The organism is Mesorhizobium sp. M1142 (assembly GCF_040318565.1).
GTDB lineage: Bacteria > Pseudomonadota > Alphaproteobacteria > Rhizobiales > Rhizobiaceae > Mesorhizobium.
In genome coordinates, this window is sequence record NZ_JAMYMK010000006.1 from 215,696 (window position 1) to 238,598 (window position 22,903).

Consider the following 22,903-nt stretch of genomic DNA (forward strand, 5'->3'; position numbering starts at 1 on the left):
GTGTGCCATGTTTAACTTGCTTGTCTCGGGCCACGGCGAGTGGTGGGAAACGCCGCCGTTCACGTCAACCATTGACCGGTTCAAGGAATATAGCGGCGCCGAGGCCGAGGCTATCGACCTCGCGCGCCCTGAAACATTGCGCCGGCTGGAGGAAATCCCGGCGCTGTTGATGTACGAAGTCGGGGCGGGAGGCCCGCACGCGCGCGTGGTCGGCACGGCCGCATACGCAATATCGTTCGGCGCGGACACGAACTGGCCTTCACCTTCGAGCCCGATCCGGAACATGCCTTTCTCGAACGGAAGCTTCCCATTCCCATTCTAGCAGCCAGAAGAGTGGGTGAGCTTTTGAAATATCTATCCGAGGAATCGATAAGCTCAGACTATTGCAAGTATACATAGTTTTTTCTGTTATAGGGTCTGCTCGGCTGCAGACAAAGAGCCCCGGATAAACTTCAGCACGAAAGCAGAATTGAATGAAGGTGGGCTACACGGAGTTCTCATTTGGGTATGCCTTCACCGAAAACCTTATCCGGTCATCGTCAGCCGCACCTGTAGGCGCGCCGGTCTTTCCAAACCTCTTACAGGAAGGGCATTCTGGCTTTGACATCCGCATCAATTTCCCAGGGGTTCCGCTGTTTTTCCAGTACAAGCTTCCGGAGCTGATGAAGCGAGGAACTGCCTTTGAGATTGCGAGCGGACATTGTCCCGGTTTGTCGATACCATTTTTTCGGATTGCGATGATGCGCAGGGATGTGTCGCGTCAGCATGAACTGCTTCTTCGGCTTGAGGCGCGCTATCCGTCAAACGTCTTCTATGCGGCTCCTTGTATTGCAAACATCAGCGATTTCGACCGCTCTTATAATGGAGCAACCGTAGCACGGCAGTCCATTTTCCTCTCACCAGGGGAAATTGGGCCCTTGCCAGACGACAAAGCGCACAGCCTTGCCTATAAACCTGGACTGGCAACTGGATATTTTTGCTCGAAACCCAAGCCCACCAAAGTTCAAACATTTGATGATCTCGCTGCGCTCTTTAAGGAGCAGTTCGCCGAGAAGCGTTTTGCGGAAGTCCGCGAAGCGGCGCGTGAGATGCGCGAAAACGTACTTGAGCTTGCTTCGCCATCAATGCGGCAAGCCGAACAGCTCATTGCTGAACGGGTCGGCGCAAGACGCATTCAGATTCTAGACGGCGCAGCCAGACCGCCCGAGGAAGAGCGCGCAGTCACTGACATTCTCGTAGCGCGGGAAATTGCGCGTGTCGATCTTGGCGTCGACCTGCTGGTGGCCCAACCACGCTAACGACATCATACCTAGCTGATTAGCCCAGCTTTTGTCTAGGCCACATTACGTAGCAATTGCAATGGTATAAAAAGTTCCCAGTTTCATCCTGTCGGGCGCGCCCGAGAGGACGAAACCAAAACTCGTATGTCTTTGTACCATGCAATTCATGGCAGCGTACGGAGGCCGATCAGAGAGGCGACGCTCACAATGTCGTTCGGTGGAGTAAGCAGGACAAGGTTGGAACCAGAGGAGTCAGTCCAGTCCTGGTCGCGGTCGAGTAGCTCAGCCATTCGGCTTTTGCCCTCACAGATCCGGGCGGGCGGATTTCCCGCACCCGGCTCTTCCCGAGGGTAACCCGCGTCATATCCGTGCCTGCGCCCAAGTTCGAGTGATGCGCGGAGTTGGCAGGGGGAAGCGCGCCGTCAGGGTCTCGAACTCCGACCAGGCCATGCGCCGGCTTTTCTGGCTGCGCCGTCTCAGACACCGTAGCCATATCCGGCGCATTTGCCGATGGAATCCGTTGAGCGCTGGATAGTTGTGCGGCCTGCCGTAGTAGCCGTAGTGTCCACGCAGAACGGCGGCGAACCACCTGTGCTGCGCAGCCATTGGCGCGTGCATGAGCCGCCAGGCATCCTGGCGCAGCGCCGTCAGCTTGCGCGTCAGGCGTTTCCCTTCCGTCTTGTGCTTCACGATGAACCGGCCATCCCGGGTCCGCCCGCAGTAGTGGGTGAAGCCCAGAAAGGCGAAGGTCTCGGGTCGCCGCTCGCCACGCCGCTGTCGTGAGAGGGCCGCGAACCGCCCAAACTCGATCAACCGCGTCTTGTCCTCGTGGAGTGTCAGGCCAAAGCCGGCCAGCCGCGCCTTGAGGGCCAACAGCATCTCCTCTGCATCGGCCTTCTTCTCAAAGCCCATGACGAAGTCGTCAGCGTAACGCACGATCACAACGCGACCGTGTGCATGGCGACGACGCCATTGGTGGACCCAGAGATCGAGGATGTAGTGCAGGAAGATATTGGCGAGGAGCGGACTGATGCCCGCCCCTTGCGGGGTACCCCTGTCCGTCTCTTGCTTCTCGCCGCTCTCAAGGACGCCAGCCCGCAACCACAGCCCAATGAGCCGTAGGATACGAGGATCAGCGATCCTGTGCGCCACCATTCGCAGCAGCCACTCGTGGTCGACCGAGTCGAAGAAGCTGCGAATGTCGGCATCGAGCACCCAGTTCACACGCTGGCTCATGATCGCTGTATGCAGGGCATCAAGCGCCATGTGGGGGCTCCGCCCCGGCCGGAAGCCATAGGAGAATCCCAGGAAGTCGACCTCGTAGACAGCACTCAGCACCTCGGCCACCGCGCTTTGGACGATCTTGTCTTCCAGCGCCGGCACCCCGAGAGGCCGTTTACCGCCATCGGCTTTGGGAATGTAGACCCGCCGCACCGGCTGTGGCCGGTAGCGATCGGTGTGGACCCGTTCGCAGAGATCCTCTGTGTCCGGACCTTGGCCTCCTCGCGCAGGCTCCCCTCAGGCTGGTCCCTTCCCTCCACTCGCCTCGTTTCCTTCGACGGCTTCACCGGTACTATGAACCAGTCCGACTCCCGACCTCAGCTCGAACGGCAGCTCTGGCAGTACCTTGCTGCTGTCCCCCGCTGGAGACCAATCCAGCGGACCCGGTCGGGCCTCTCATGTTCCGATGATTACCTTCCATGCGTGATCCGGCCATCGACCCCGACGGAGCGGCATCGCCTCGCGTAACGACGATGCTCATATTGCCTTCGTGACTAGGGAACACACTCGGCCTCCGCGAACATCCACCTTTCGAGGCTCATTCCCGCACCCCGCATGGCTCCTGTCTACACTTCAGACCCCGCGTTGCCGCGACGCCCGCAAGACTCGGTCCCGGCTTGCCCGCTACGGCTTTGGCCGGATGGGACTTGCACCCACAAGCAATCATCAGCTTGGCATGACGTACTCCCTACAGGTGGTGTAGCTCGGCGGTAGCGAAGCCGCTCGCGAGCGCGCCCTCGATAGCGCTGTAGCGAGCGAGCGGCTTTGCGGTGGTCATCGACAGTTCGCCGGTAAGGTCGGGTTGCTGACACCAACCTGATTCGAAGGAACCATCGATGACCGACGACATGATGAACCTGCGCGCGCTCGTGGAGAAGACCCGGAAGCCGATATCTTGCGCGAGATGATTGGCTTTGCCGCCGAGCGGCTGATGGAGCTGGAGGTTGGCGCCGCCACCGGCGCCGCCTATGGCGAGAAGAACCCGTTGCGCACGGCCCAGCGCAACGGCTATCGCGAGCGCGACTGGGAGACGCGGGCCGGCACCGTCGAGCTGCGCATCCCCAAGCTCAGGAAGGGCTCCTATTTCCCCGGTTTCCTAGAACCGCGCCGCATGGCCGAGAAGGCGCTGACCGCCGTCATCCAGGAAGCCTATGTGCAAGGCATCTCGACCCGCTCGGTCGACGACCTGGTCAAGACCATGGGCATGAGCGGCATCTCCAAAAGCCAGGTCAGCCGGCTGTGCGAAGAGATCGACGGCAAGGTCAAAGCGTTCCTTGAAAGACCCATCGAGGGCGACTGGCCATATCTGTGGATCGACGCCACCTACCTGAAGGTGCGCCGCGGCGGCCGCATCGTCTCGGTCGCCGTCATCATCGCTGTCGGCGTCACCGCGGACGGCCGGCGCGAGGTGCTGGGCATGGAGGTCGGCACGTCTGAGGCCGAGCCGATCTGGACGGAGTTCTTGCGCAAGCTGACCCGCCGCGGCCTGCGCGGCGTCAAGCTCGTCGTCTCCGATGCCCATGAAGGCATCAAGGCGGCCGTCACCAAGGTGCTGTGCGCGACATGGCAGAGGTGCCGCGTCCACTTTATGAGGAACGTGCTGGCCCATGCCGGCAAGAGCGGGCGCCGCGTCGTCTCCGCTTCATCGCCACCGCCTTCGCCCAGGAAACGCCCGAGGCCGCAAGCACGCAATGGCGCGCCGTCGCCGACCAGATCCGGCCGAAGGTGCCGAAGCTGGCGACAAGCATGACGCTGGAAACCATCAGCCAAATGAGCGATGATCCGCTGATCAGCCTGCCAGCCGTGGCACGCTGATCAGCCCGGTCCCATGCCGGAGAGCGCGGCGACCAAGCCGTCAGCTACACCACTCCCTTTGACACGATCTTATCGACTCGAACTGCCGCCGAACTCCGTGCCGAAAAGGCATCGCGAAGCCGACGGTGAACCATGGTTGCTCCGCGTCGCGCAGCAACTTGGAACCGCGAGCGCAACTGTCGGGAAGGCTGCGCGTTCAGCGCGTGATTATCGACCATCGCGTTCGCCAAAATGACGGCGTCGCACCGAGCGGTGCCGCCGCATGATGTCTCAACGTCGGGGCTCACAGCAAACAAAGCTGTCGCCATTGAACGAAACTGTCGCGAAGCGAACAGACGAACCATAGCCGAAACGTTTGCCGTTCGTGCTTGGGTTGATCCGCAAGCAAAAAAGCAAGGAAGCGCGAACCAAGGTCCGCCGGCACACTTGAGCTTCGAGCCGCAGCTGGGTCGTCAGAATGGCACGTCATATGCAATAGAAGCCTTTGTGACGGCCCCGCCCACAACTAGCGGAGATGACGGCGATGATTTGTACAGAAATGTTGAATGCCGTCATTTCTGAGATAATTATATTTGTAACTACAATTGCATACTTGTAAAAATAATACCCAATCATACGCAATTTCTCTTGAATATCTGGCACGACGAGCGCATCAAAACCGCTCAAATTCAATTCAATGCGCATCGTTATCGACTGTTTCCTTAGCAAAAATTCATTCACTGACGTCCATTCCTTTTACTCTTTGAACGGAGATCAACAATGAACATTAGGAGCCTCCTCCTCGGCTCAACTGCGGCACTGATTGCCGTTCAACCAGACGCCGGTTCCGTACGGCGCTTTCGATACCAATGTGGTTCAGTACTACTTCGACGCCGGGAACGGCTTTTCGGCCGTGGTTTCGCTCGAAGAAGGCTCGGGCGTGGTCGGCACAATCGAGAGCTACGCTCCGACGTAGTCGGCGGCTGGAAATACACACATGGGTGGGGCGCGATCACCGGCGTTGCCGCTTACGACAGCAACTACGAATCGGTGGCCGCCAAGGTCCGTGTCGACATCAATGTCACCAACGAACTGTTGCTGTTCGGAATGTTCAGGCGATATTCATCGCTCGATTATGTGTTTTTGATCTGTAGCTCTTTCATTTCCCTCATGGCCTCCGCAGCTTGACGGACCCTGCCATCCAGAAGCACCCGGCCAGGTTCAGGTCCGTACTTGAAGTCCCAGTCGGGTCAGGACGTGTTCAACTTGTTGAGCGTTTGTGGGGGTGCGGGCCCGACGAACTTGAAAATCCGCAAATGGATCGCCTCCGTTCAGCCATCCCCGCGGAAATTCGGGCGCGAGAGAACAAGCTCCAGAGCATAAGCGAGGCTCAAAGGGCCAGACGCGCATCCGCACGCAAATGTCGGCCGCTCATTCCAGCGCCGATATCGACCGTGCGGTCGAGGCGTTCGGCGCCATCGGGCGCGAACTCGGTGTGATCTTCCTGAACGGCCGGAACAGAAAAGCGATTTCGGATCATTCGGATCAAGAGATTCAAGGGACAAAAGAATGTCGAACATGATGAAGGCGCTGGTCAAGGCCAAGGCCGAGCCGGGCATCTGGATGGAAGAGGTGCCGGTGCCGGAAATCGGCCCCAACGACGTGCTGATCAAGGTCCGGAAGACGGCGATCTGCGGCACCGACGTCCACATCTACAATTGGGACCAGTGGGCGCAAAAGACCGTGCCGGTGCCGATGGTGACCGGGCATGAATTCGTTGGTACGGTCGCCGATTTCGGCGCGGCGGTGACCGAATACAAGGTTGGCCAGCGTGTCTCCGGCGAAGGCCATATCGTCTGCGGCCATTGCCGCAACTGCCGCGCGGGCAGGGGGCATCTTTGCCGTAACACGCTCGGCGTCGGCGTCAATCGCCCCGGCGCCTTCGGCGAATATCTGGCTATCCCGCAGCACAATGTCGTGCCGATCCCCGACGACGTGCCGGACGAGATCGCCGCGATCTTCGATCCCCTGGGCAATGCGGTTCACACCGCACTATCTTTCGACCTCGTCGGCGAGGACGTTCTGGTCACCGGCGCCGGGCCGATCGGCATCATGGGCGCATTGGTGGCGCAATGCGTCGGCGCGCGAAAAGTGGTCATCACCGACATCAACCCGGTGCGCCTGGCACTGGCAAAAAAGCTCGGCGTCCAGCATGTCGTTGACGCCTCGAAAGAAAAGCTGCGCGATATCATGCCGGCGCTCGGCATGACCGAGGGTTTTGACGTCGGCCTCGAAATGTCCGGTGCCGCACCGGCATTCCGCGACATGATCGATACCATGAACAATGGCGGCAAGATCGCCATTCTCGGCATCGCGCCGACCGGCTTCGAGATCGACTGGAACAAGGTCATCTTCAAGATGCTGCATCTGAAGGGCATCTACGGCCGCGAGATGTTCGAGACCTGGTACAAGATGATTGCGCTGGTGCAGGGTCCTCTCGATGTCAGCGGCTTGATCACCCACCGCATCGGCATCGACGACTTCCAGACCGGGTTCGACGCGATGCGCAGCGGCAATTCGAGCAAGGTGGTGATGGACTGGTAAGCGCCTAATCCTGCCCAGGGCCTCCTTGAGCGCACTCAATCCATTTGTGATCGCGGTGCGCTCACCAGCGCTGAGTTTTGCCAGCAATTCCCGCTCGAACGCCTTTGGCAGCGGCACCATCTCGCGATAGGCGGCAAGGCCCGCTCCAGTCAGCGTCAGGTGCTCGATGCGGGGTCTCTTTCATCGGGTTTTCGCGTGAGTCAGCCGAGACGGAGAAGCATGCGACCTTCTCGGAAATTCGACTGCTCCGGAAACGCGAATGCGCCATCGTCTTTATCATGTTCGCAGGCGGAGCATGACCGCGCGACGCGCTGCTGCGGCGACTGCACGAGCGATTGATCGTCGAGGCGGATACTGGAAAATATTACCACTCTGCGGACGAATGTTTCTGTGCCCCGCACGGCGGGATCGCACCGCCAGCGCTGGTTTACGGTCGTCGGTCCTGATACTGAACTGATGGCTAGCGCGCAAACTTTCGCTATCGATGCCGCGTATTCGGTTGCGGCTGGACAGCCGGGCATAAGCGTTTCGGAGAATATCAAAGGGGATTTTGTATCGAACTGGCTGCCTTTGGCATCGGCCGTGATCCAGGCTATTTTCCAAAATGCACGTTGCACTACTCTTTTTTCGTCATTTGTTTGCTCGCCACCAAGCCAATCGCAGACGTGCTTCCTTTGCGCATGAAGTCAGTTGTAAGGGTCGAAATTGTAGCCAGGCGAGTTCAGCTTTGCATCAGATCCCCAGCTGCACGGCGTTCGATCTCATAAAGGGAACAATGTGCTACGCGCATTCGACTGCCGAACCCGTTCGCTCCAACTGGCAACCGTTGAATAGCCAGCTCATCGCGGTCGCCGCTTTTTGGCCGGAGCTGTTGATGCCGTGGAGAGAGTGTCGGTGATGGAGGAACGGCTACGCTTCGTGGCCCGTCTTTTGGACGGCGAAGGCATGAGCGATGTGTGCCGGGAGCAAGAGCGGGTTGGGCAAACGTTGCAACAGATCCTTCAAGCAAATTCATAGACTCTTAGCAACTCCAGTTCGCTGTGAATGGTAGGCTTATTGCAACGTCTGAGATCAGTGGGGTCAAAAACGTGGCGCCGCTTTTCTCCGACCCGCCGAACTGCGAGCAATTTCGGCTAAGGCAATGGCAAGAAGAGCGCCCATCTTGGTTGTTCGAACACAGCATTTTCGGCTCAACAGTATCTTCACGGCCACCGTGATTGTCATGTCGGTGGGCAACCAGCCATATAATTTGGTTCGAAAGCTGCAACATCTGTGGAGAACGCGAAATGACAAATTCAGTAGGACGAGTGCCCAGGTTTTCCATGTGGCTTGATCCTGACCAATGATGACACTGGTCAGTCGCCTACGCACGGTGGCGCATATTGATCGCCTTCGAATCCTGGGCCATTGCGCGCATGCGGACCTAACTGTCTGCGAGCTAGCGGAGATTCTGGGCGTGCGTCGCGAGCGGGTGGTGCGACACGTCGGGCTGCTCGCCAGAGCCGACTTTCTTTGCTGCAATGAACAACCCCCGTGGCGCTCGTACCATCTCAAAGCAGGAGGCAACGACGGTGGGCTGGCTCAATTATTGGTCGATCTCCTGCCCCAAGGCGAGGGCTATCATAAACGGGACCTGCAGCGGCTCGAAGCGGTACGAGACACGCGGCCCAAGGGGACCGCATGCTTGACCGTGAAATAGATCAATCCAATTGGAGCGCGAAGCTACCATGGACAATTCCGCCGACGGCGCCATCGCGCAGCCCGACACCTACGGGCGGTCTTCCTTGGCCGCAGTTGATTGCCGCGTTCACGAGCTGCTTCTGAGACAGGAGCGGCAGGAGCGGACGACCCTCAAACTCATCGCATCTGAGAACTTTGCGTCCTCGGCCGTGCTGGAAGCGAACGGCTCGATTTTCACGAACAAGTACGCCGAGGGGTACCCCGGTGCGCGCTACTATGCCGGAAACGAGATCGTTGATGAGCTTGAGAACCTAGCCATTGAGCGCTTGAAGACACTATTTGGCAGCGAGCATGCCAACGTCCAGCCTTATTCCGGCTCGCCGGCCAACCAGGCTGTCTATCGTGCGCTTTTGAGCCCCGGTGACAAAGTCATGGGCTTGCCCCTTCCGGAAGGTGGCCATCTGACTCATGGTTGGGCCATCAACTTTTCCGGAACTGACTATCAACGCGTCCCCTATGGACTAGATGAAAAGACACAGCAGATTGACTATGACCGCTTGCGCGAGACAGCCAAGCGCGAACGGCCGCGGCTCATTTGGGTCGGCGGAACTGCTTACCCGCGTGTCTTTGACTACGCGGCAATGGCAGAAATCGCCCTGGAAGCGAACTCCTATCTCGTAGCCGACATCGCGCACATCGTTGGCCTGATTGCCGCGGGAGCGCACCCGAATCCCGTGCGCTATTGCGACGTGGTCAGCAGCACGTCACACAAGTCGATCCGCGGTCCCCGCGGTGGTTTCATTTTGTCCAGGAACGAAGATCGCTATCAGGCCCTGTATCATCCAAAGAGCAAATACAATCTCGCCAGACGAATAGATCGGGCGGTCTTCCCTCACCTGCAGGGTGGGCCCCACATGAATGTCATCGCTGCGCTAGCTGTTGCCTTGCACGAAGCCGCGAACCCGTCCTTCCGAAGCTACGGCCAACAGACCGTCAAGAATGCCAAGGCTCTGGCCCAGGCACTGCTCGAGCGAGGTTATGACCTGGTTACCGGGGGGACGGACAATCACATGCTGATCCTTGATCTGCGCGATCGACCGCTATCGGGCAAGGCCTATGCCGAGCGACTAGCAAAGGCAGGCATCATCACAAACTTTAATATGGTGCCTGGCGACCCGCGGGATCCGGCGGTCACAAGCGGAATTCGCCTGGGGGCGCCAGCAGTGACGTCAATGGGCATGCGCGATGTGGAAATGGTGCAAATTGCTGGCTTCATTGACTCCGTCCTTCGGCGGCCAGACGACGAGGATCTCCATGCCTGCGTGCGAAGAGACGTTGCCGACTTGTGCGCTGCGTTCGAGGTCCCGGGCATCACCGACAGGTAAGGTGGGCTAAGCAAAATGTCCCATACAACTCCAACACCCGAAGCGAGGCATTTCATGGCTAGGCAGTTCGTGTTCTCTTCCGAATCGGTTGGCGCGGGACACCCGGATAAGTTGGCCGACAACATCTCGGATGCCATCCTCGATGCCATCCTCCGCACCGATCCCAAGGCGCGTGTCGCCTGTGAAGCGTTGGTAAAATCAGGGATGGTCGTTCTGGCTGGCGAGATTACCAGCGATGCGCAGGTGGATTATAGCCAAGTTGCGCGCGATACGATTCTCGATATTGGATACGACGATGAGGCCGTCGGCTTTGACGGCCGGCGTTGCTCCGTCGTTCATGCTCTCACCGAGCAGTCGCCCGACATCAGCCAAGGCGTTGACGAGGGACGAGGGCAGGACCTCCAACAGGGAGCGGGAGATCAGGGCCTCATGTTCGGCTACGCCTGCCGCGAAACCGATACTCTGATGCCTTTGCCGATCCAGCTCGCTCATCGCTTGACGAAACGACAGGCAGATGTCCGGAAAGCACGACAGCTTGGCTGGTTGCGTCCTGACATGAAATCCCAAGTCTCAGTGCGCTATGAGGGGTTGCGCCCGGTCGCCCTGGATACCATCGTCGTATCGACCCAACATGACGAGCAGGTCTCGCAAGAGACGGTCCGCGAGGGCGTCATTGAGGAAATCATAAAGCCTGTCCTGCCGACCCACTTGGAGACGGAAGGCATCAGAATTCTGGTCAATCCAACGGGGCGGTTCGTGGTCGGTGGGCCGCGTGGCGACTGCGGCCTCACTGGACGCAAGATCATCGTCGATTCCTACGGCGGGATGGGGCGTCACGGCGGCGGCGCCTTTTCGGGCAAGGACCCGTCCAAGGTTGACCGCTCGGCTGCCTACGCGGCCCGGTATGTCGCGAAGAATATCGTCGCTAGCGGACTTGCGGACGTCTGCGAGCTGCAGCTTGCTTACGCAATCGGCGTGGCCAGTCCGGTTTCTGTCATGGTCAACACGTTCGGGACAGCGAGGGTTGAGGAAAGAAGGATCGAGCGCCTCATTCTTGAGTTATTCGATCTCAGACCGAAGGGCATTATCAAGATGCTTGATCTCTTACGCCCTATATACCGCAACACCGCGACCTATGGCCATTTCGGCCGTGAAGAGCCTGATTTCACCTGGGAGAAGACAGACAGGGCCGAGGAATTGCGGCGCGAGGCAGGACTCGCCGCCCCGTGAGGGCCGGCGCCGAACGGATTGGCAAGCGGAAAGCCCATTCCCACTGGCCAGACCCGCGCCCGGCCGGCATCGCAGAAAGCCGGTGGCTCGTTGGCGGAGACATGAATTGATGCCGGACTATGACGTGCTTTGTATCGGAAATGCCATCGTCGACATCATCGCCCAGTGCGACGAGGCGTTCCTGGAGACCAACGGCATCATCAAGGGCGCGATGAATTTGATCGACACGCGGCGCGCCGAACTGCTCTACAGCCGCATGGGCCCGGCCATTGAAGCCTCGGGCGGCAGCGCCGGCAACACGGCGGCGGGCGTTGCCTCCTTCGGCGGTCGCGCCGCCTTCTTCGGCAAGGTCTCCAACGACGCGCTCGGCGAAATCTACGCGCATGACATCCATGCCCAGGGCGTCGCCTTCGACACCAGGCCGCTCAACGGCGAACCGCCGACGGCGCGCTCGATGATCTTCGTCACGCCCGACGGCGAGCGCTCGATGAACACCTATCTCGGTGCCTGCATCGAGCTCGGCCCGGAGGACGTCGAGGCCGACAAGGCGTCGGGCGCCGCGGTCACCTATTTCGAGGGCTATCTGTGGGACCCGCCGCGCGCCAAGGAAGCGATCCGGCAGACCGCGAAGCTCGCCCACGCCGCCGGGCGCGAAGTGTCGATGACCTTGTCGGACTCGTTCTGCGTCGACCGCTACCGCGACGAGTTCCTCGATCTGATGCGCTCCGGCACCGTCGATATCGTCTTTGCCAACAGCCACGAGATCAAGTCGCTCTACCAGACCGCGTCCTTCGACGCGGCGCTGGCGCAGATCCGCAAGGATTGCAAGATCGCCGCCGTCACCCGCTCGGAAAAGGGCTCGGTGATCGTGCGCGGCGACGAGACAGTCACCATCGAGGCGACCAGGATCGGCGAGCTGGTCGACACGACAGGCGCCGGCGACCTCTACGCCGCCGGCTTCCTCTACGGCTACACGCAAGGCCGCGGCCTGAAGCAGTGCGGCGACCTCGGCTCGCTGGCCGCCGGGCTGGTCATCCAGCAGATCGGCCCAAGGCCAAGGCAGAATTTGCGCCACGAGGCCGAGCAGGCGGGGTTGCTGTAGCGCGGCGAGCCAAGAACCAGCTGCCCACCCTCCTTAATCCAGCCCAAGCCTTTTCTTCAGTTCCGCATTCTCCTTGCGGAGACGATCGGCAAGCAGGCTCTTTAGCCGCTTGTTTTCTTCCTCGAGCGCGACGAGATCCTTCAGCCCGTCACTGTCCGCCGCAGGCGCCGCCGCCTTCTTCCAAAGATAATATGTCTGTTCCGAGATGCCGGCTTGCTTCACCGCGCTCTTGAGAGTAGCGCCGCCGCCGATCGAGGTCTCGATCTGCGCCAGCTTTTGGGCACGATCCTTCGCGGAGTAGCTCTTTCGGCCTGTTCGCGCTGACGGCGGTGCTTCAGTGGTCGCGGATATCGGCTTGGCGCCGGCGCTCGCCTCAGCTCCTGGCTTCCTCGACCGCCGCGCTCTCGTCTTCGGTTTTGGCGTTCCCGCTTTGTCTGCCGGTTCGCTATGAACTACTGCTGACTCGGTTTCCAGGGGATTGGCCATGAAATGTTCCACTCGCGGTTTGTCCAAAGGTTCAGCATCAGGGGCCACGACAGTAGAGTCAACAAGCTGACGATTTAACGGCTCGACTTCCTTTGCTGTCTCGGCCATCGCCGCGGCGATGTCGAAATTGCCCCAGATGGAACGTGCGGCTTTTTGATAATTGCGCTTTTGTTTGACTTCCACGGTGAATGGTCGCGTCTGCCGCCTCATAGTTCCTTCCTGAATAGAAGAATGAAGTCGCCGCTCGAATTTTTGGCGCTTCCTGCTTAGCGCGGAGCACTATCGTATAGCCGCTCAACGGGCAAGTGATGCCGGTCTTCGATGGCTGACCCATCTGGGGGGATTTGAGCGGCTTCGCGCGTCCTGCGCATGCCTGTAAGGCCGCCAAGTTTTCTGGGTTAGCAGGCGCGCCACTGTGGCAGCTTGGCTTGTACGGCGAGGCCATGGTTGAGTGAGGCGAAACAAATCCAGCCCCGCGGTCGATCCCGAAGCTTCCCACAATGGCGAAGAGAACATCTTCACTCGTTCCTTTTGAGCACAAGACCTTCCGTTCGCTATGGTCGTCTGCACTCATTTCGAACCTTGGCACCCTAGTGGAAGGTGCGGCGGCAGCTTGGCTGATGACGAGCATCGCAGCAGTAATTTTTGATCGCCCCATTCGTGCTGTGTACCAGCCCTGTGTCTTGCGCAAGTGGTCACGAACGGCTGCCGGAGCCTCGAAGACGCCCTAAAAACACATGCTGCGATTTTTGAACACGCTTGACGTGTTAGATTAATTCATCCACAATGCGTGTGTTGAACACGCGAGGTGAGTTATGAACATGAAAGAGCTTAGGGTTCGACTGGGCATGACTCAAAAAGATTTGGCAGAGCAGATGGCAACGACGCAACAGACTGTGGCCCGTTGGGAAACAGGCAAAACGCAGTTGAACGTCGAGCAGATCAAGGACCTTTGTCTCACGTTGAAATGCACGGTCGAGGAGCTGCTGGGCTGGAAGATTGATGTCGAGGAGTGGCGCACGAGCCCGTTTGCAATTGCCGATGCCGAAACGCGATACGGCACGCTCAGAATCAAGACGACTGTTGGCAGCCGCCAATATCCTATCGATGAAAAGGCGCGTGAATCGATTTTACGTCAGTTGAAGGAACTTCATAATCTGCGTAGAAATAACACAAGCAGGCCATGGCTGTATTGTTGGAGCCTTGACAACAAAATACTCTTGATAAATCCGCAATATGTCCGCACCATTGAGCTTATCGGTGACGATGTAGAGGAGATGCCAGAGTATTATCATCCAGAAATCTATCGGGCTTTGGATGACTGGGATAAGGGTGAGGTTTCAGGAAAGCTGAAGAAAGAATGCGATGCCATCATCGCAGAGATGGGTGATCAGGAAGCCGCGCGCATGGCCTCCTATGTTCGCGTCACATATGACGACGGAGAAGATGAGTGGAACTTCTTGGATGAAGAAACCGCTACGACTTTCTTCGGATTGGAAGCTGCGACCTTTGACGTTCCCCAGTGTAGTTTCGCCGAAGTGGAGGAAGAAGGTTACTACCGAGCGCGATATGCCAACCTTGATCGCGTCGCGGTGATGGAGGTTCCAAGCGACCGTTATCACAGATTGACCGCGCCCGAGGAAGCTTAGAACCATCCACGAAGGGCGCATGTTACATCTCGACCTTGCGTGGTGCGTTTTCAGTACGAGATGACGTTAAGCGTAGGTAATGGCAGGTAAGAGTGCTCGACCAGAAGCTCAACTGCCTCCTCAATATCGCTGCCGATGTGCCGCAGGACACGTCCACGGGAGCGTGGATAGGCGTGAAGTTCCTGCACTCCACGGTCCGCTCTCCCATCGCCGGTGTGTGCCCGACGCCATCTTGTGGACGAGCTTGGCCGCCTGCACCCGGTTGTATTCCGGCTTGCGGTCCGCCTGGGCGGTCGGCCGCGATGGCTATCTCCATGTCAATCGGCGCCGAACTTTGACTGCCCGCTGCTTTTGATGAATTTGGCGAGGTCCCGCGCATAATCACTCTTGGTCTTCTCCTTGAGGCCCTGTGTCGCGAACTTGTGGTCCAGCAGGGCAAACAGGTCCAAGTCCCCTTCCGCCTGTGGCGCTGGCTTGCCCTCACCGCCCTCGGCTTCCCAATTGGGGACCGCTTCTGCGCGCTGCACCGTGGCGATTGTCCGCCCAAGACGCATCACAAGATCGAACGCCAAACCGTGCGCGTGCACGACGATTTGCCGCTCAGGCCTCATTTGGACAGGACTTGAGCTGGCCCGGTGGTTTGAGCCGGGTTACCTTGAGCCGGTGGGCTGCGAACAAGCAGTTCGAGACATTGGCCTCGATCACTTCGCAACACGCCGCTGCGCCTGGCCTCGGTGTGCTCCCCCCGAAATCGTTGTGTCATATCACCGAGGGCATCACGGCCAACAGCTTCCACATGGGCAACAGCCTCGCCATTGAGCCGAATACGGTCGCGAGCAGATCACCAACGAAGCGGTCGGAACCTCGGAGCCGAAGTTCGACGCCGAGGTGGTTCGCATGATGCGCTAAGCAGCACCACGGCGCTTGCCGGTATGTTTGCTGCCGGCAGCCGACGAACTCCTATCCTCCTGGACAAGGGCGCCGTGCGTCATTGCTTTGATTTACCGGCCGCTCAAGGCTTCCACAGTTTTCGCTTTCGAGGCGACCTTTGGAACATGCCAACGGAAATTTAACATAACGACATAAACATTTCTTTATGCGGCGTTTGACAAAGAAGCGAACTGCTGTAATTGTCTCCCGCGTCGTGGTTCTCCGTACGGCGCTGCCGCAGCGGAGCTAAGAGGGAAGCCGGTGCGATGCCGGCGCTGCCCCCGCAACTGTTAGCGGCGAGCCAACCCCACTCATGTCACTGAGGCGAATAGCCTTGGGAAGACGGGTAGAGGCTATGACCCCGCGAGCCAGGAGACCTGCCACGGCGAATTACGTCCACGGGCGGGGTGTCTCGGTGGCCGCTGCAGCCTGGCGTTCGTGCCGGCCTGCTAGCGCCTTCCTTGCACCGACGCCCCAACCATCGGGGTCTGGCATGACTGTCTCTCAGCAAATTCCTGTAGCAACGCTCGGCGTGCCCCGCTTCGGTCGTCGGCGAGAACTGAAATTCGCGCTTGAAAGCTACTGGTCCGGAAAATCGTCCGCTGCCGACCTTCTCACGACCGCGAAGGCGCTCCGTGCCGCTAGCTGGGAGGAGCAGCACGATCGCGGCGTGTCGAAAATCCCGTCGAACGACTTCTCGCTCTACGACCATGTGCTCGACACCGCAGCCATGGTCGGCGCCGTTCCATCCCGTTACGGCTGGAATAGCGGCGAGGTTCCACTTGACATCTACTTCGCAATGGGGCGGGGCAACCAGGGTCAGACGGAGGATTGTCGACACGCTGGTCACCAGCAGGCGGCTCATCGGTCTGATGTAACCGCGATGGAAATGACCAAGTGGTTTGACACCAACTATCACTACATTGTGCCGGAACTCAACGATGATCAGACGTTCGCCCTCTCGTCGACGAAACCGGTCGATTACTTCATCGAGGCTAAAGCTCTCGGCGTTCACACACGCCCAGTCATCCTTGGACCGATCACCTTCCTCAAGCTGGCGAAATCGCCTGCCGAAGGATTCGATCCCATCGCGCTCCTGCCGCGGCTGCTGCCCGTCTACGAGCAACTCCTGCAGAGGCTGAAGCTGTCTGGAGCCGACTGGGTGCAGATCGATGAGCCAGCGCTTGTCCTCGATCTGAACCCGAACGAACGAGCTGCGTTCGAATTCGCCTATGGCCAGCTGTCGAAAGCCGCGCCCGAGTTGAAGATCATGCTGGCTACCTATTTCGGGCCGCTGGGAGACAATCTCGAAACCGCGGTTTCTCTGCCCCTGGCCGGGCTGCATATTGATCTCGTGCGCGCTCCCGAGCAGCTGGAAACGGTGGGTCGGCTCGCACCGAAGGATCTGGTGCTCTCGCTTGGCTTGATCGATGGCCGCAACGTCTGGCGTGCGAACCTGCCCGCCATTCTCGACCGCATCAAACCGATCGTCGCCGGCTGGCCCTTGGACCGCGTCGAGATCGCGCCTTCTTGCTCGATGCTGCATGTGCCGATCGACCTCCGCATGGAGACGGAACTCGACGCGGACATCAGGTCGTGGCTCGCCTTCGCGGCCCAGAAGACCGACGAGTTGGTGTTGCTTGCCCGGGCCCTGTCCCAAGGCAGGGATGCGGTGGCAGGCGCGTTGAAAGCGTCTGCCGAGGCTGCCGCCACTCGCGTGACATCCACGAAGATCCATGACCCGCTTGTTGAGGGACGGATCGCCAGCATTGACGACAGCATGAAGCGACGAGAGAGCGCTTTTGCCGAGCGCTCCAGAGTCCAGGCCGGCACGCTCGGGCTGCCGCCGTTCCCGACGACGACCATCGGGTCCTTCCCGCAGACGCCGCAGGTACGCAGGGCGCGGGCCGCTCATGCGAAGGGCCAGCTGAGCTATGTCGACTACGAGACCTTCCTGAAGAAGGAGATCGAGGCTGCAATTCGCTGGCAGGAAGAGATCGGGCTGGACGTGCTGGTGCACGGTGAGTTCGAACGAAACGACATGGTACAGTATTTCGGCGAGCAGCTGTCCGGCTTCGCCTTCACCCAGCATGCCTGGGTGCAGAGCTATGGGTCGCGTTACGTGCGCCCCCCCATCATCTTCGGCGACGTATCGAGGCGCAATCCGATGACGCTGCGCTGGTGGCAATTCGCCCAGTCGCTTACGGAAAACCCTGTGAAGGGAATGCTCACAGGCCCAGTGACCATTCTCAACTGGTCTTTTGTTCGCGACGACGTACCGCGCTCCGAAGCATGCCGCCAGATCGCGCTCGCCATCCGCGACGAAGTGACGGATCTCGAATGGTCCGGCGCAAGGATGATCCAGATCGATGAGGCCGCGTTTCGCGAAGGATTGCCACTGCGCCAGTCTGATTGGAACGACTATCTCGACTGGGCTGTCGAATGCTTCCGGATCGCTTCAACGGGTGTAAAGGACGCGACTCAAATCCATACCCACATGTGCTATTCGGAGTTCAACGAGATCATCGACGCGATCGCTGAAATGGATGCGGATGTCATTTCGATTGAGACGTCGCGCTCGAAAATGGAACTGCTGGACGCCTTCACGAGCTCCAAATATCCGAACGAAATCGGGCCCGGAGTCTACGACATTCACTCACCACGTGTCCCGGAAGTCGGGGAGATTTCGGATCTCGTCATGCTTGCCCGCGAGCGACTGTCGGATTCCCAACTGTGGGTAAACCCGGACTGTGGCCTCAAAACACGCAAATGGGAGGAGGTCCGCCCTGCCCTCATGAACATGGTCGATGCAGCACGTGCGCTCCGGTAGAAAGTGTAGGCCGGAGGGTTTCCCGGTTGTTGGTGAGTGACCGGCTGCCGCATGTCGGCCGTGAATGTGCCAAAACGCGATCACATCCTTTGAAATAAGTCACTCGAGCGAGAATGTGCACTTTCCTTCGGCACGTCTATTAATCGCTCAGGAGTAAAGGGTACCGTTTTCTCCCTGTGACGTGTCGAGTTCGAAGGGGATGTGATTGGCGTCGAGACCGCTCCGGCCATGGGTTATCAGCATGCCAAGTGCACTGTTCTCGATCAGTTCGTAGAGGACTTCTCGGCTCGGTTCATCGAAATGCGCGGGTACATACATGACAGGTTCCTTCACTGGCCGCCGGGTTCGCTGTTCACCGGTTGACATCCGATGGCAAGCGTTCCAACGCGGCGGCGATCTGGCGCTTCGCTGCTGAGGGCAGAGGCAGGATGGGACGCGGGGGGTCGGCACGGCAAATGTCGAGCAAATCGGCAAGTGCATAGACGACGCGAAGGCTCGAGAACTCCTTGAAGAGGCTCCAGAGCGGCGCAAGCGTGGCATCGATCCGTCGCGCTTCGGCCGGATCGCCCTGTTGCGCCGCCGTGACGATCTTCACGCAGACCTCGGGCAGGATGCCGGCGAGGACGCTGTACCATGTGTTGGCGCCGGCGATCATGGCCTCTGCGGCGTTCCAGTCGCCGCTGTAGCCGATCGAGAACCCTTCCGGCATAGTGCGCCTCTGGTCGGCCAGATGGCTCTTGATCGCATCGCCCTTGTCTGTCGGATTCTTGATAGCGACGATCCCCCGCACCTTTGCCAGGCGGCTGACGAGTGCTGGGGTGAAACGGAAATGCGTCGTTCCTGGATTGTCGTAGATGACGATCGGAAGGCCACTTTCGCGCGCCACCGTGGAGAAATGTTCGAACACCTCGTCATCAGTGAGCGGGGTGTAGGAGGCGGCGGCAAGCAAACCCGCAGCAGCTCCAAGGGCCTGGGCGTCTTGCGCGAGCCCCACGGCTTCATCGGTGCGCAGCGCGCCCACACCCACCACGACCGGCATTCGCCCGGCGATTTCGTCCAAGGTCTCGGCGAGCGCCCGCCGCCGTTCCTCGCGCGTCAGATACATGTATGTGCCGGTGCTGCCGAGAAGACCGATGGAATCGACCTGAGCGGCGCCAAGCCGAGCAATCAGCCTGCGCAGAGCAACGGTATCGACGCGGCCGTCACGATCGGCGGGCGTGATGGGAAACGCGGAAAGACCGCTCAGGAATGCCATGGCAAGGCTCCAGGTTTGTGCGTCAGCGCAGGACTGGCCGGACGACAGGTCATCACAAGGCGTCCAGAGCCCGCCGCAGGTCCGCGACTAGGTCGTCGGCGTCTTCAAGACCCACCGAGAGACGCATGAGGTCCTCGCCCACTCCATCGGCCAGATGCGCATCCTTGCGGATCGGCTGCCGGGCACGGGTCAGGCTTGCTGGGTGATAGATGAGACTGTCGGCATCGCCGAGGCTGACGGCGCGAGTGATCAGGTTGAGCCGGTCCATCATCCGGCGCGCTCCTTCGTATCCAGCGTGGAGGCCAAAGGCCAACATGCCCGATCCGTTGGACATCTGTTTTCGCGCCGTCACCTGATCAGGGTGCGAGTCGAGGAAGGGATAACTCACCCATGCCACCGCCGGGTGCGCTTCGAGCGCCCGAGCCACCGCAAGGGCAGTGGCGCTGTGGCGTTCCATGCGCAGCGTCAGCGTCTTCAGACCGCGCAGGATCAGGAAAGCTGACATGGGCGAGAGCGCTGCGCCGGTGATGTAGCGCAGGCCCGTTTCGTGCAGCGTGCGGAGCGTTTGCGCGTCGCCGAGAATCGCCCCGCCAAGGGCATCGCCGTGCCCATTGATGTATTTGGTCAGCGAGTGGAGCACGAGGTCGGCCCCATGTTCGAGCGGCCGCTGGAGCGCGGGGGAGGCGAAGGTGCTGTCGACTGCAACCTTTACACCGCGCGCGTGGGCGCGCTCGGCAATGGCAGCGATGTCTAGGATGCGGCTCAGCGGATTCACCGGCGTCTCGAAGAAAACAAGCCGGGTCCGCTCGGTGATCGCGGCATCGAGATTGTGAGGATCGGACAGGTCGACCGCGACGACCTTGATGCCGAAGCGGGGGACCGCCTGTTCGACCATGGCAAGCGTGTTCGCATAAAGTGTCCTGTGGACGATGAGTTCATCGCCTTGGGACAGGAGCGACAAGATCAGTGTGCCGAAAGCCGCCATCCCCGAGGCAACGACCAGACCTGCCTCGGCTCCTTCCAGATTGGCGAGCCGTTGTTCGAGGATCTCCGTCGTCGGATTGTATTCGCGCGCATAGAGCCTTCCGCCAAGCGCGGCGGCGGCCTCGTTCGCTGCCACGCTTTCGAATCCATAGGTCGAGGTCAAGAAGACTGGCGGCTGAACGGCATTGGAAAAGCCGGCGGGATCGTAGCCATGATGGATCGCCCGAGTGGCGAATCCGGGACCGGTGTCGTTGAGCGACCGCGTGAGAGCATCGGTTTCCGATTGATAGGAGCGGGTCATTCGGCCTCTAAGATCTTGCTTGGGTTTCCGAAAGATTGACGGCAAACTGGCCAATGTGAAATATCCAGTTGGCGATGAATGAAATGGTCCAGTCTTCAAGTGCCGGTTCTGCAGGTCGCACGCACGCGATGGGTGCACGCCAGATCTACGAGGCTCTTCGCGAGCAGATCCTCGGCGGCGTCTATGAAACCGGTAGTCAGCTGCCGTCCTCCCGCGGCCTGGCAAATGACCTTGGGATTTCGCGAACGACGGTGACGGTCGCCTATGACCAACTGACCGCGGAAGGCTTTATCGAAGTCCGTCAAGGCGCACGACCTCGCGTTGCATCCTCGCTGATCGGTCCTGAGACGAGCCGCACTGTCGCGAAACGAGTCGGCCCGGTTCATCTGTCCGCCTATGGCGAACGACTGCGCGTTACGCCGCCCTGGCCGGATTATCTGCCGACTGGGCTGAAGGTCGATTTCCGCTATGGCGACCTGGCGACGTCAGACTTCCCCGCATTGGTCTGGAAACGTGCGATGAACGAGGCGATGGGGCAGCGCCCGTTGCGTCTTGCCTATGACGACCCTCGCGGCTCGCGCCGGCTGCGCCAGGCGCTCCAGGGCTATCTCTGGCGCGCCCGAACCCTGAGCTGCGACCTCGAGCAGATCATCATCATCAACGGTTCGCAGCAGGGCCTCGATCTGTGCGCTCGCCTGCTTCTCGATCGTGCCGACCGCTTCGTCATCGAGGACCCGTGCTACAGGATGGCGCGTCAGGTCTTTGCCAGTACGGGTGCCTTGCCCATCCCCGTCACCGTCGACGAGGACGGGATGAAGACGGAGTTGCTGGCGGGGATCGGGGCGCGACTGGCCTATGTCACGCCATCGCATCAGTTTCCGCTGGGCGGCGTCATGCCGATCGCGCGCCGCCATCAGCTTCTGGAATGGGCGCGGCACAACAACGCCTATGTGATCGAGGACGACTACGACAGCGAATATCGCTACGACATCAATCCGGTCCCTCCGCTGCACAGTCTTGAGGACCACGGGGCTGTCATCTACCTCGGCACGATCTCCAAAACGCTCTCGCCGATGCTGCGTATCGGCTACCTCGTCGTCCCGGCGGAATTGCAGGAGGTCTTCGCTACCGCCAAACAATTCGCGGACCGGCATTCGCCGGTGGCTGAACAGGAGGCTCTGGCCTGTTTGATCGAGAGTGGCGGCTACGAAAGCCATGTGCGGCGTGTGCGCAGGCTGAACGGCGAGCGTCGGGGGACGTTGTTGGGCGCCTTGCGGCGCAGCTTCGGAGATCGCATCGCTGTCCAGGGAGCAGAGGCCGGTCTGCACGTCGTCGTTTGGTTCGACGAACTCCCGCGATCGCGGGAAACGACCCTGGTCGAAGCCGCCCGAGGCGCGGGCCTGGGGCTACACCTGATCTCGCCCCTTTACGAGCGGCAGTCGGACGAAGGCCACATCGATCGCATGGGGCTTGTAATGGGCTATGCCGCCTTGAGCATTCGGCAGATCGAGAAGGGCGTTGAGGTCCTGCGAGCGGTTGTCAGGCAGGTACAAGACGCGTTGCCGGGACACGGTGGCTAAAACGGCGGGGACGCGGCGTGCTGGCGAGGAAACCGACCCTTGGGCTGAACCGCGTTTCGTTGCAAAGCCAACTGGACTGGGAAAACGCCATACCATGCTGTTGATCAGGCCAGTTTGGCGGCAGATTTTCGTGCGAGACGAATTTCCGAAAGCGATGCATGACCCGGCAAGGAAAGCTGCTTCACATCCATATCGCGCCCGCTGCCTCCTATGAAATGGAGGATCTGGAGGAGGCGTAGCTTGTTGCCGGCCGAGGTGGGCTCGAGCACCCGCAAGACATAATCGACGATCTCTATCAGGCCTTGTCCACCGCCGAATGATGGAATTATCCAGTGCATGGTGCGGCATGCACCATGGCGACGCCAGAAGATCTGGACGCTCGACAAGCACCTTTCTTGAAACATTTCCCGAACCACCCGCGCAGCGCAAACCTCCCCATGAGAAAAGAGCATCCCATGTCTTTCACGCCATTGATTGCCCCGAGATCTAGGCCCGCTACCGGGATTTTCATCTGATCAGCATTGTGGTGCGG

The 22,903-nt window shown here is 59.8% G+C and carries 17 protein-coding genes, 5 pseudogenes and 1 riboswitch; of the genes and pseudogenes, 14 read left to right on the forward strand and 8 right to left on the reverse strand.

The genetic code is table 11. The features are described from left to right. Positions 1–7: 7 nt before the first annotated feature. Positions 8–322, forward strand: a complete 315-nt coding sequence (locus NKH42_RS12920) for a hypothetical protein (protein ID WP_352707593.1) — start codon at positions 8–10, stop codon at positions 320–322. 151 nt (positions 323–473) lie between these two features. Beyond that, positions 474–1,298 (forward strand): hypothetical protein, encoded by an 825-nt coding sequence (locus NKH42_RS12925; protein ID WP_352707594.1) that lies wholly within the window; start codon positions 474–476, stop codon positions 1,296–1,298. A 342-nt stretch (positions 1,299–1,640) separates the two neighbouring features. On the opposite strand, the gene ltrA is transcribed toward NKH42_RS12925, so the two are convergent. Together ltrA and NKH42_RS12935 are read right to left on the reverse strand one after the other, a co-directional pair. After that, positions 1,641–2,714, reverse strand: coding sequence for a group II intron reverse transcriptase/maturase (gene ltrA, locus NKH42_RS12930; protein WP_352707596.1), 1,074 nt, complete (start codon positions 2,712–2,714; stop codon positions 1,641–1,643). A gap of 535 nt (positions 2,715–3,249) precedes the next feature. Further along, on the reverse strand, positions 3,250–3,411 hold the full coding sequence (locus tag NKH42_RS12935; protein ID WP_167391251.1) for a hypothetical protein: 162 nt from the start codon (positions 3,409–3,411) through the stop codon (positions 3,250–3,252). Between NKH42_RS12935 and NKH42_RS12940 the strand changes: the two are divergent. The 4 genes and pseudogenes from NKH42_RS12940 to tdh form a co-directional block, all read left to right on the forward strand. Then, positions 3,398–4,310: pseudogene (locus NKH42_RS12940) on the forward strand (IS256 family transposase); the annotation flags it as partial. The gene NKH42_RS12935 and the pseudogene NKH42_RS12940 sit on opposite strands and share 14 nt — an antisense overlap. An 877-nt stretch (positions 4,311–5,187) precedes the next feature. Beyond that, positions 5,188–5,465, forward strand: a pseudogene (locus NKH42_RS12945) (porin); the annotation flags it as partial. A gap of 283 nt (positions 5,466–5,748) precedes the next feature. Further along, positions 5,749–5,937, forward strand: a pseudogene (locus NKH42_RS12950) (glycine C-acetyltransferase); the annotation flags it as partial. Then, entirely contained in the window at positions 5,925–6,959 is a 1,035-nt protein-coding gene (gene tdh / locus NKH42_RS12955) for an L-threonine 3-dehydrogenase (RefSeq protein WP_352974166.1), read from the forward strand. The pseudogene NKH42_RS12950 and the gene tdh, both read left to right, overlap by 13 nt. 15 nt (positions 6,960–6,974) lie before the next feature. Here tdh and NKH42_RS31230 read toward each other — a convergent pair. Then, a pseudogene (locus NKH42_RS31230) lies at positions 6,975–7,159 on the reverse strand (winged helix DNA-binding protein); the annotation flags it as partial. A 1,527-nt stretch (positions 7,160–8,686) separates the two neighbouring features. Between NKH42_RS31230 and glyA the strand changes: the two are divergent. From glyA to NKH42_RS12970, 3 genes are all read left to right on the forward strand, one after another. Then, complete coding sequence (gene glyA, locus NKH42_RS12960; RefSeq protein ID WP_352974168.1) at positions 8,687–10,024, forward strand: serine hydroxymethyltransferase; 1,338 nt, start codon at positions 8,687–8,689, stop codon at positions 10,022–10,024. A 54-nt stretch (positions 10,025–10,078) separates the two neighbouring features. After that, the gene (metK, locus tag NKH42_RS12965) at positions 10,079–11,254 is read left to right on the forward strand and encodes a methionine adenosyltransferase (protein WP_352706637.1); all 1,176 of its coding nucleotides are present in this window, start codon (positions 10,079–10,081) and stop codon (positions 11,252–11,254) included. A 109-nt stretch (positions 11,255–11,363) separates the two neighbouring features. After that, complete coding sequence (locus NKH42_RS12970; RefSeq protein ID WP_352974170.1) at positions 11,364–12,356, forward strand: adenosine kinase; 993 nt, start codon at positions 11,364–11,366, stop codon at positions 12,354–12,356. A gap of 33 nt (positions 12,357–12,389) precedes the next feature. On the opposite strand, the gene NKH42_RS12975 is transcribed toward NKH42_RS12970, so the two are convergent. Continuing rightward, positions 12,390–13,052 (reverse strand): transposase, encoded by a 663-nt coding sequence (locus NKH42_RS12975; protein ID WP_352706639.1) that lies wholly within the window; start codon positions 13,050–13,052, stop codon positions 12,390–12,392. A 290-nt stretch (positions 13,053–13,342) separates the two neighbouring features. Between NKH42_RS12975 and NKH42_RS12980 the strand changes: the two genes are divergently transcribed. Together NKH42_RS12980 and NKH42_RS12985 are read left to right on the forward strand one after the other, a co-directional pair. Further along, a complete protein-coding gene (locus NKH42_RS12980; protein WP_352706641.1) occupies positions 13,343–13,573 on the forward strand; it encodes an MFS transporter in 231 nt (76 codons plus the stop codon). A gap of 84 nt (positions 13,574–13,657) precedes the next feature. Continuing rightward, on the forward strand, positions 13,658–14,491 hold the full coding sequence (locus NKH42_RS12985) for a helix-turn-helix transcriptional regulator (protein ID WP_352706643.1): 834 nt from the start codon (positions 13,658–13,660) through the stop codon (positions 14,489–14,491). A 317-nt stretch (positions 14,492–14,808) separates the two neighbouring features. Here NKH42_RS12985 and NKH42_RS12990 read toward each other — a convergent pair whose 3' ends face one another. Further along, on the reverse strand, positions 14,809–15,063 hold the full coding sequence (locus NKH42_RS12990) for a hypothetical protein (RefSeq protein WP_352468275.1): 255 nt from the start codon (positions 15,061–15,063) through the stop codon (positions 14,809–14,811). A gap of 556 nt (positions 15,064–15,619) precedes the next feature. Continuing rightward, positions 15,620–15,820: riboswitch (cobalamin riboswitch) on the forward strand. Positions 15,821–15,914: 94 nt separating this feature from the next. Here NKH42_RS12990 and metE point away from each other — a divergent pair. Then, complete coding sequence (gene metE / locus NKH42_RS12995) at positions 15,915–18,251, forward strand: 5-methyltetrahydropteroyltriglutamate--homocysteine S-methyltransferase (RefSeq protein WP_352706695.1); 2,337 nt, start codon at positions 15,915–15,917, stop codon at positions 18,249–18,251. 147 nt (positions 18,252–18,398) lie between these two features. On the opposite strand, the gene NKH42_RS13000 is transcribed toward metE, so the two are convergent. The 3 genes from NKH42_RS13000 to NKH42_RS13010 are packed head-to-tail and all read right to left on the reverse strand — an operon-like array spanning position 18,399 to position 20,791. Next, positions 18,399–18,569, reverse strand: coding sequence for an FMN-binding negative transcriptional regulator (locus NKH42_RS13000; protein WP_352706644.1), 171 nt, complete (start codon positions 18,567–18,569; stop codon positions 18,399–18,401). A gap of 34 nt (positions 18,570–18,603) precedes the next feature. Then, on the reverse strand, positions 18,604–19,506 hold the full coding sequence (locus NKH42_RS13005) for a dihydrodipicolinate synthase family protein (protein WP_352706645.1): 903 nt from the start codon (positions 19,504–19,506) through the stop codon (positions 18,604–18,606). A 52-nt stretch (positions 19,507–19,558) separates the two neighbouring features. Further along, the gene (locus tag NKH42_RS13010) at positions 19,559–20,791 is read right to left on the reverse strand and encodes a trans-sulfuration enzyme family protein (RefSeq protein ID WP_352706648.1); all 1,233 of its coding nucleotides are present in this window, start codon (positions 20,789–20,791) and stop codon (positions 19,559–19,561) included. Between the two features lie 83 nt (positions 20,792–20,874). Here NKH42_RS13010 and pdxR point away from each other — a divergent pair, with 83 nt between their 5' ends. Both pdxR and NKH42_RS13020 read left to right on the forward strand, forming a co-directional pair. After that, complete coding sequence (pdxR, locus tag NKH42_RS13015) at positions 20,875–22,371, forward strand: MocR-like pyridoxine biosynthesis transcription factor PdxR (protein ID WP_502906416.1); 1,497 nt, start codon at positions 20,875–20,877, stop codon at positions 22,369–22,371. Between the two features lie 158 nt (positions 22,372–22,529). Beyond that, positions 22,530–22,607: pseudogene (locus tag NKH42_RS13020) on the forward strand (MOSC domain-containing protein); the annotation flags it as partial. Positions 22,608–22,903: the final 296 nt, after the last annotated feature.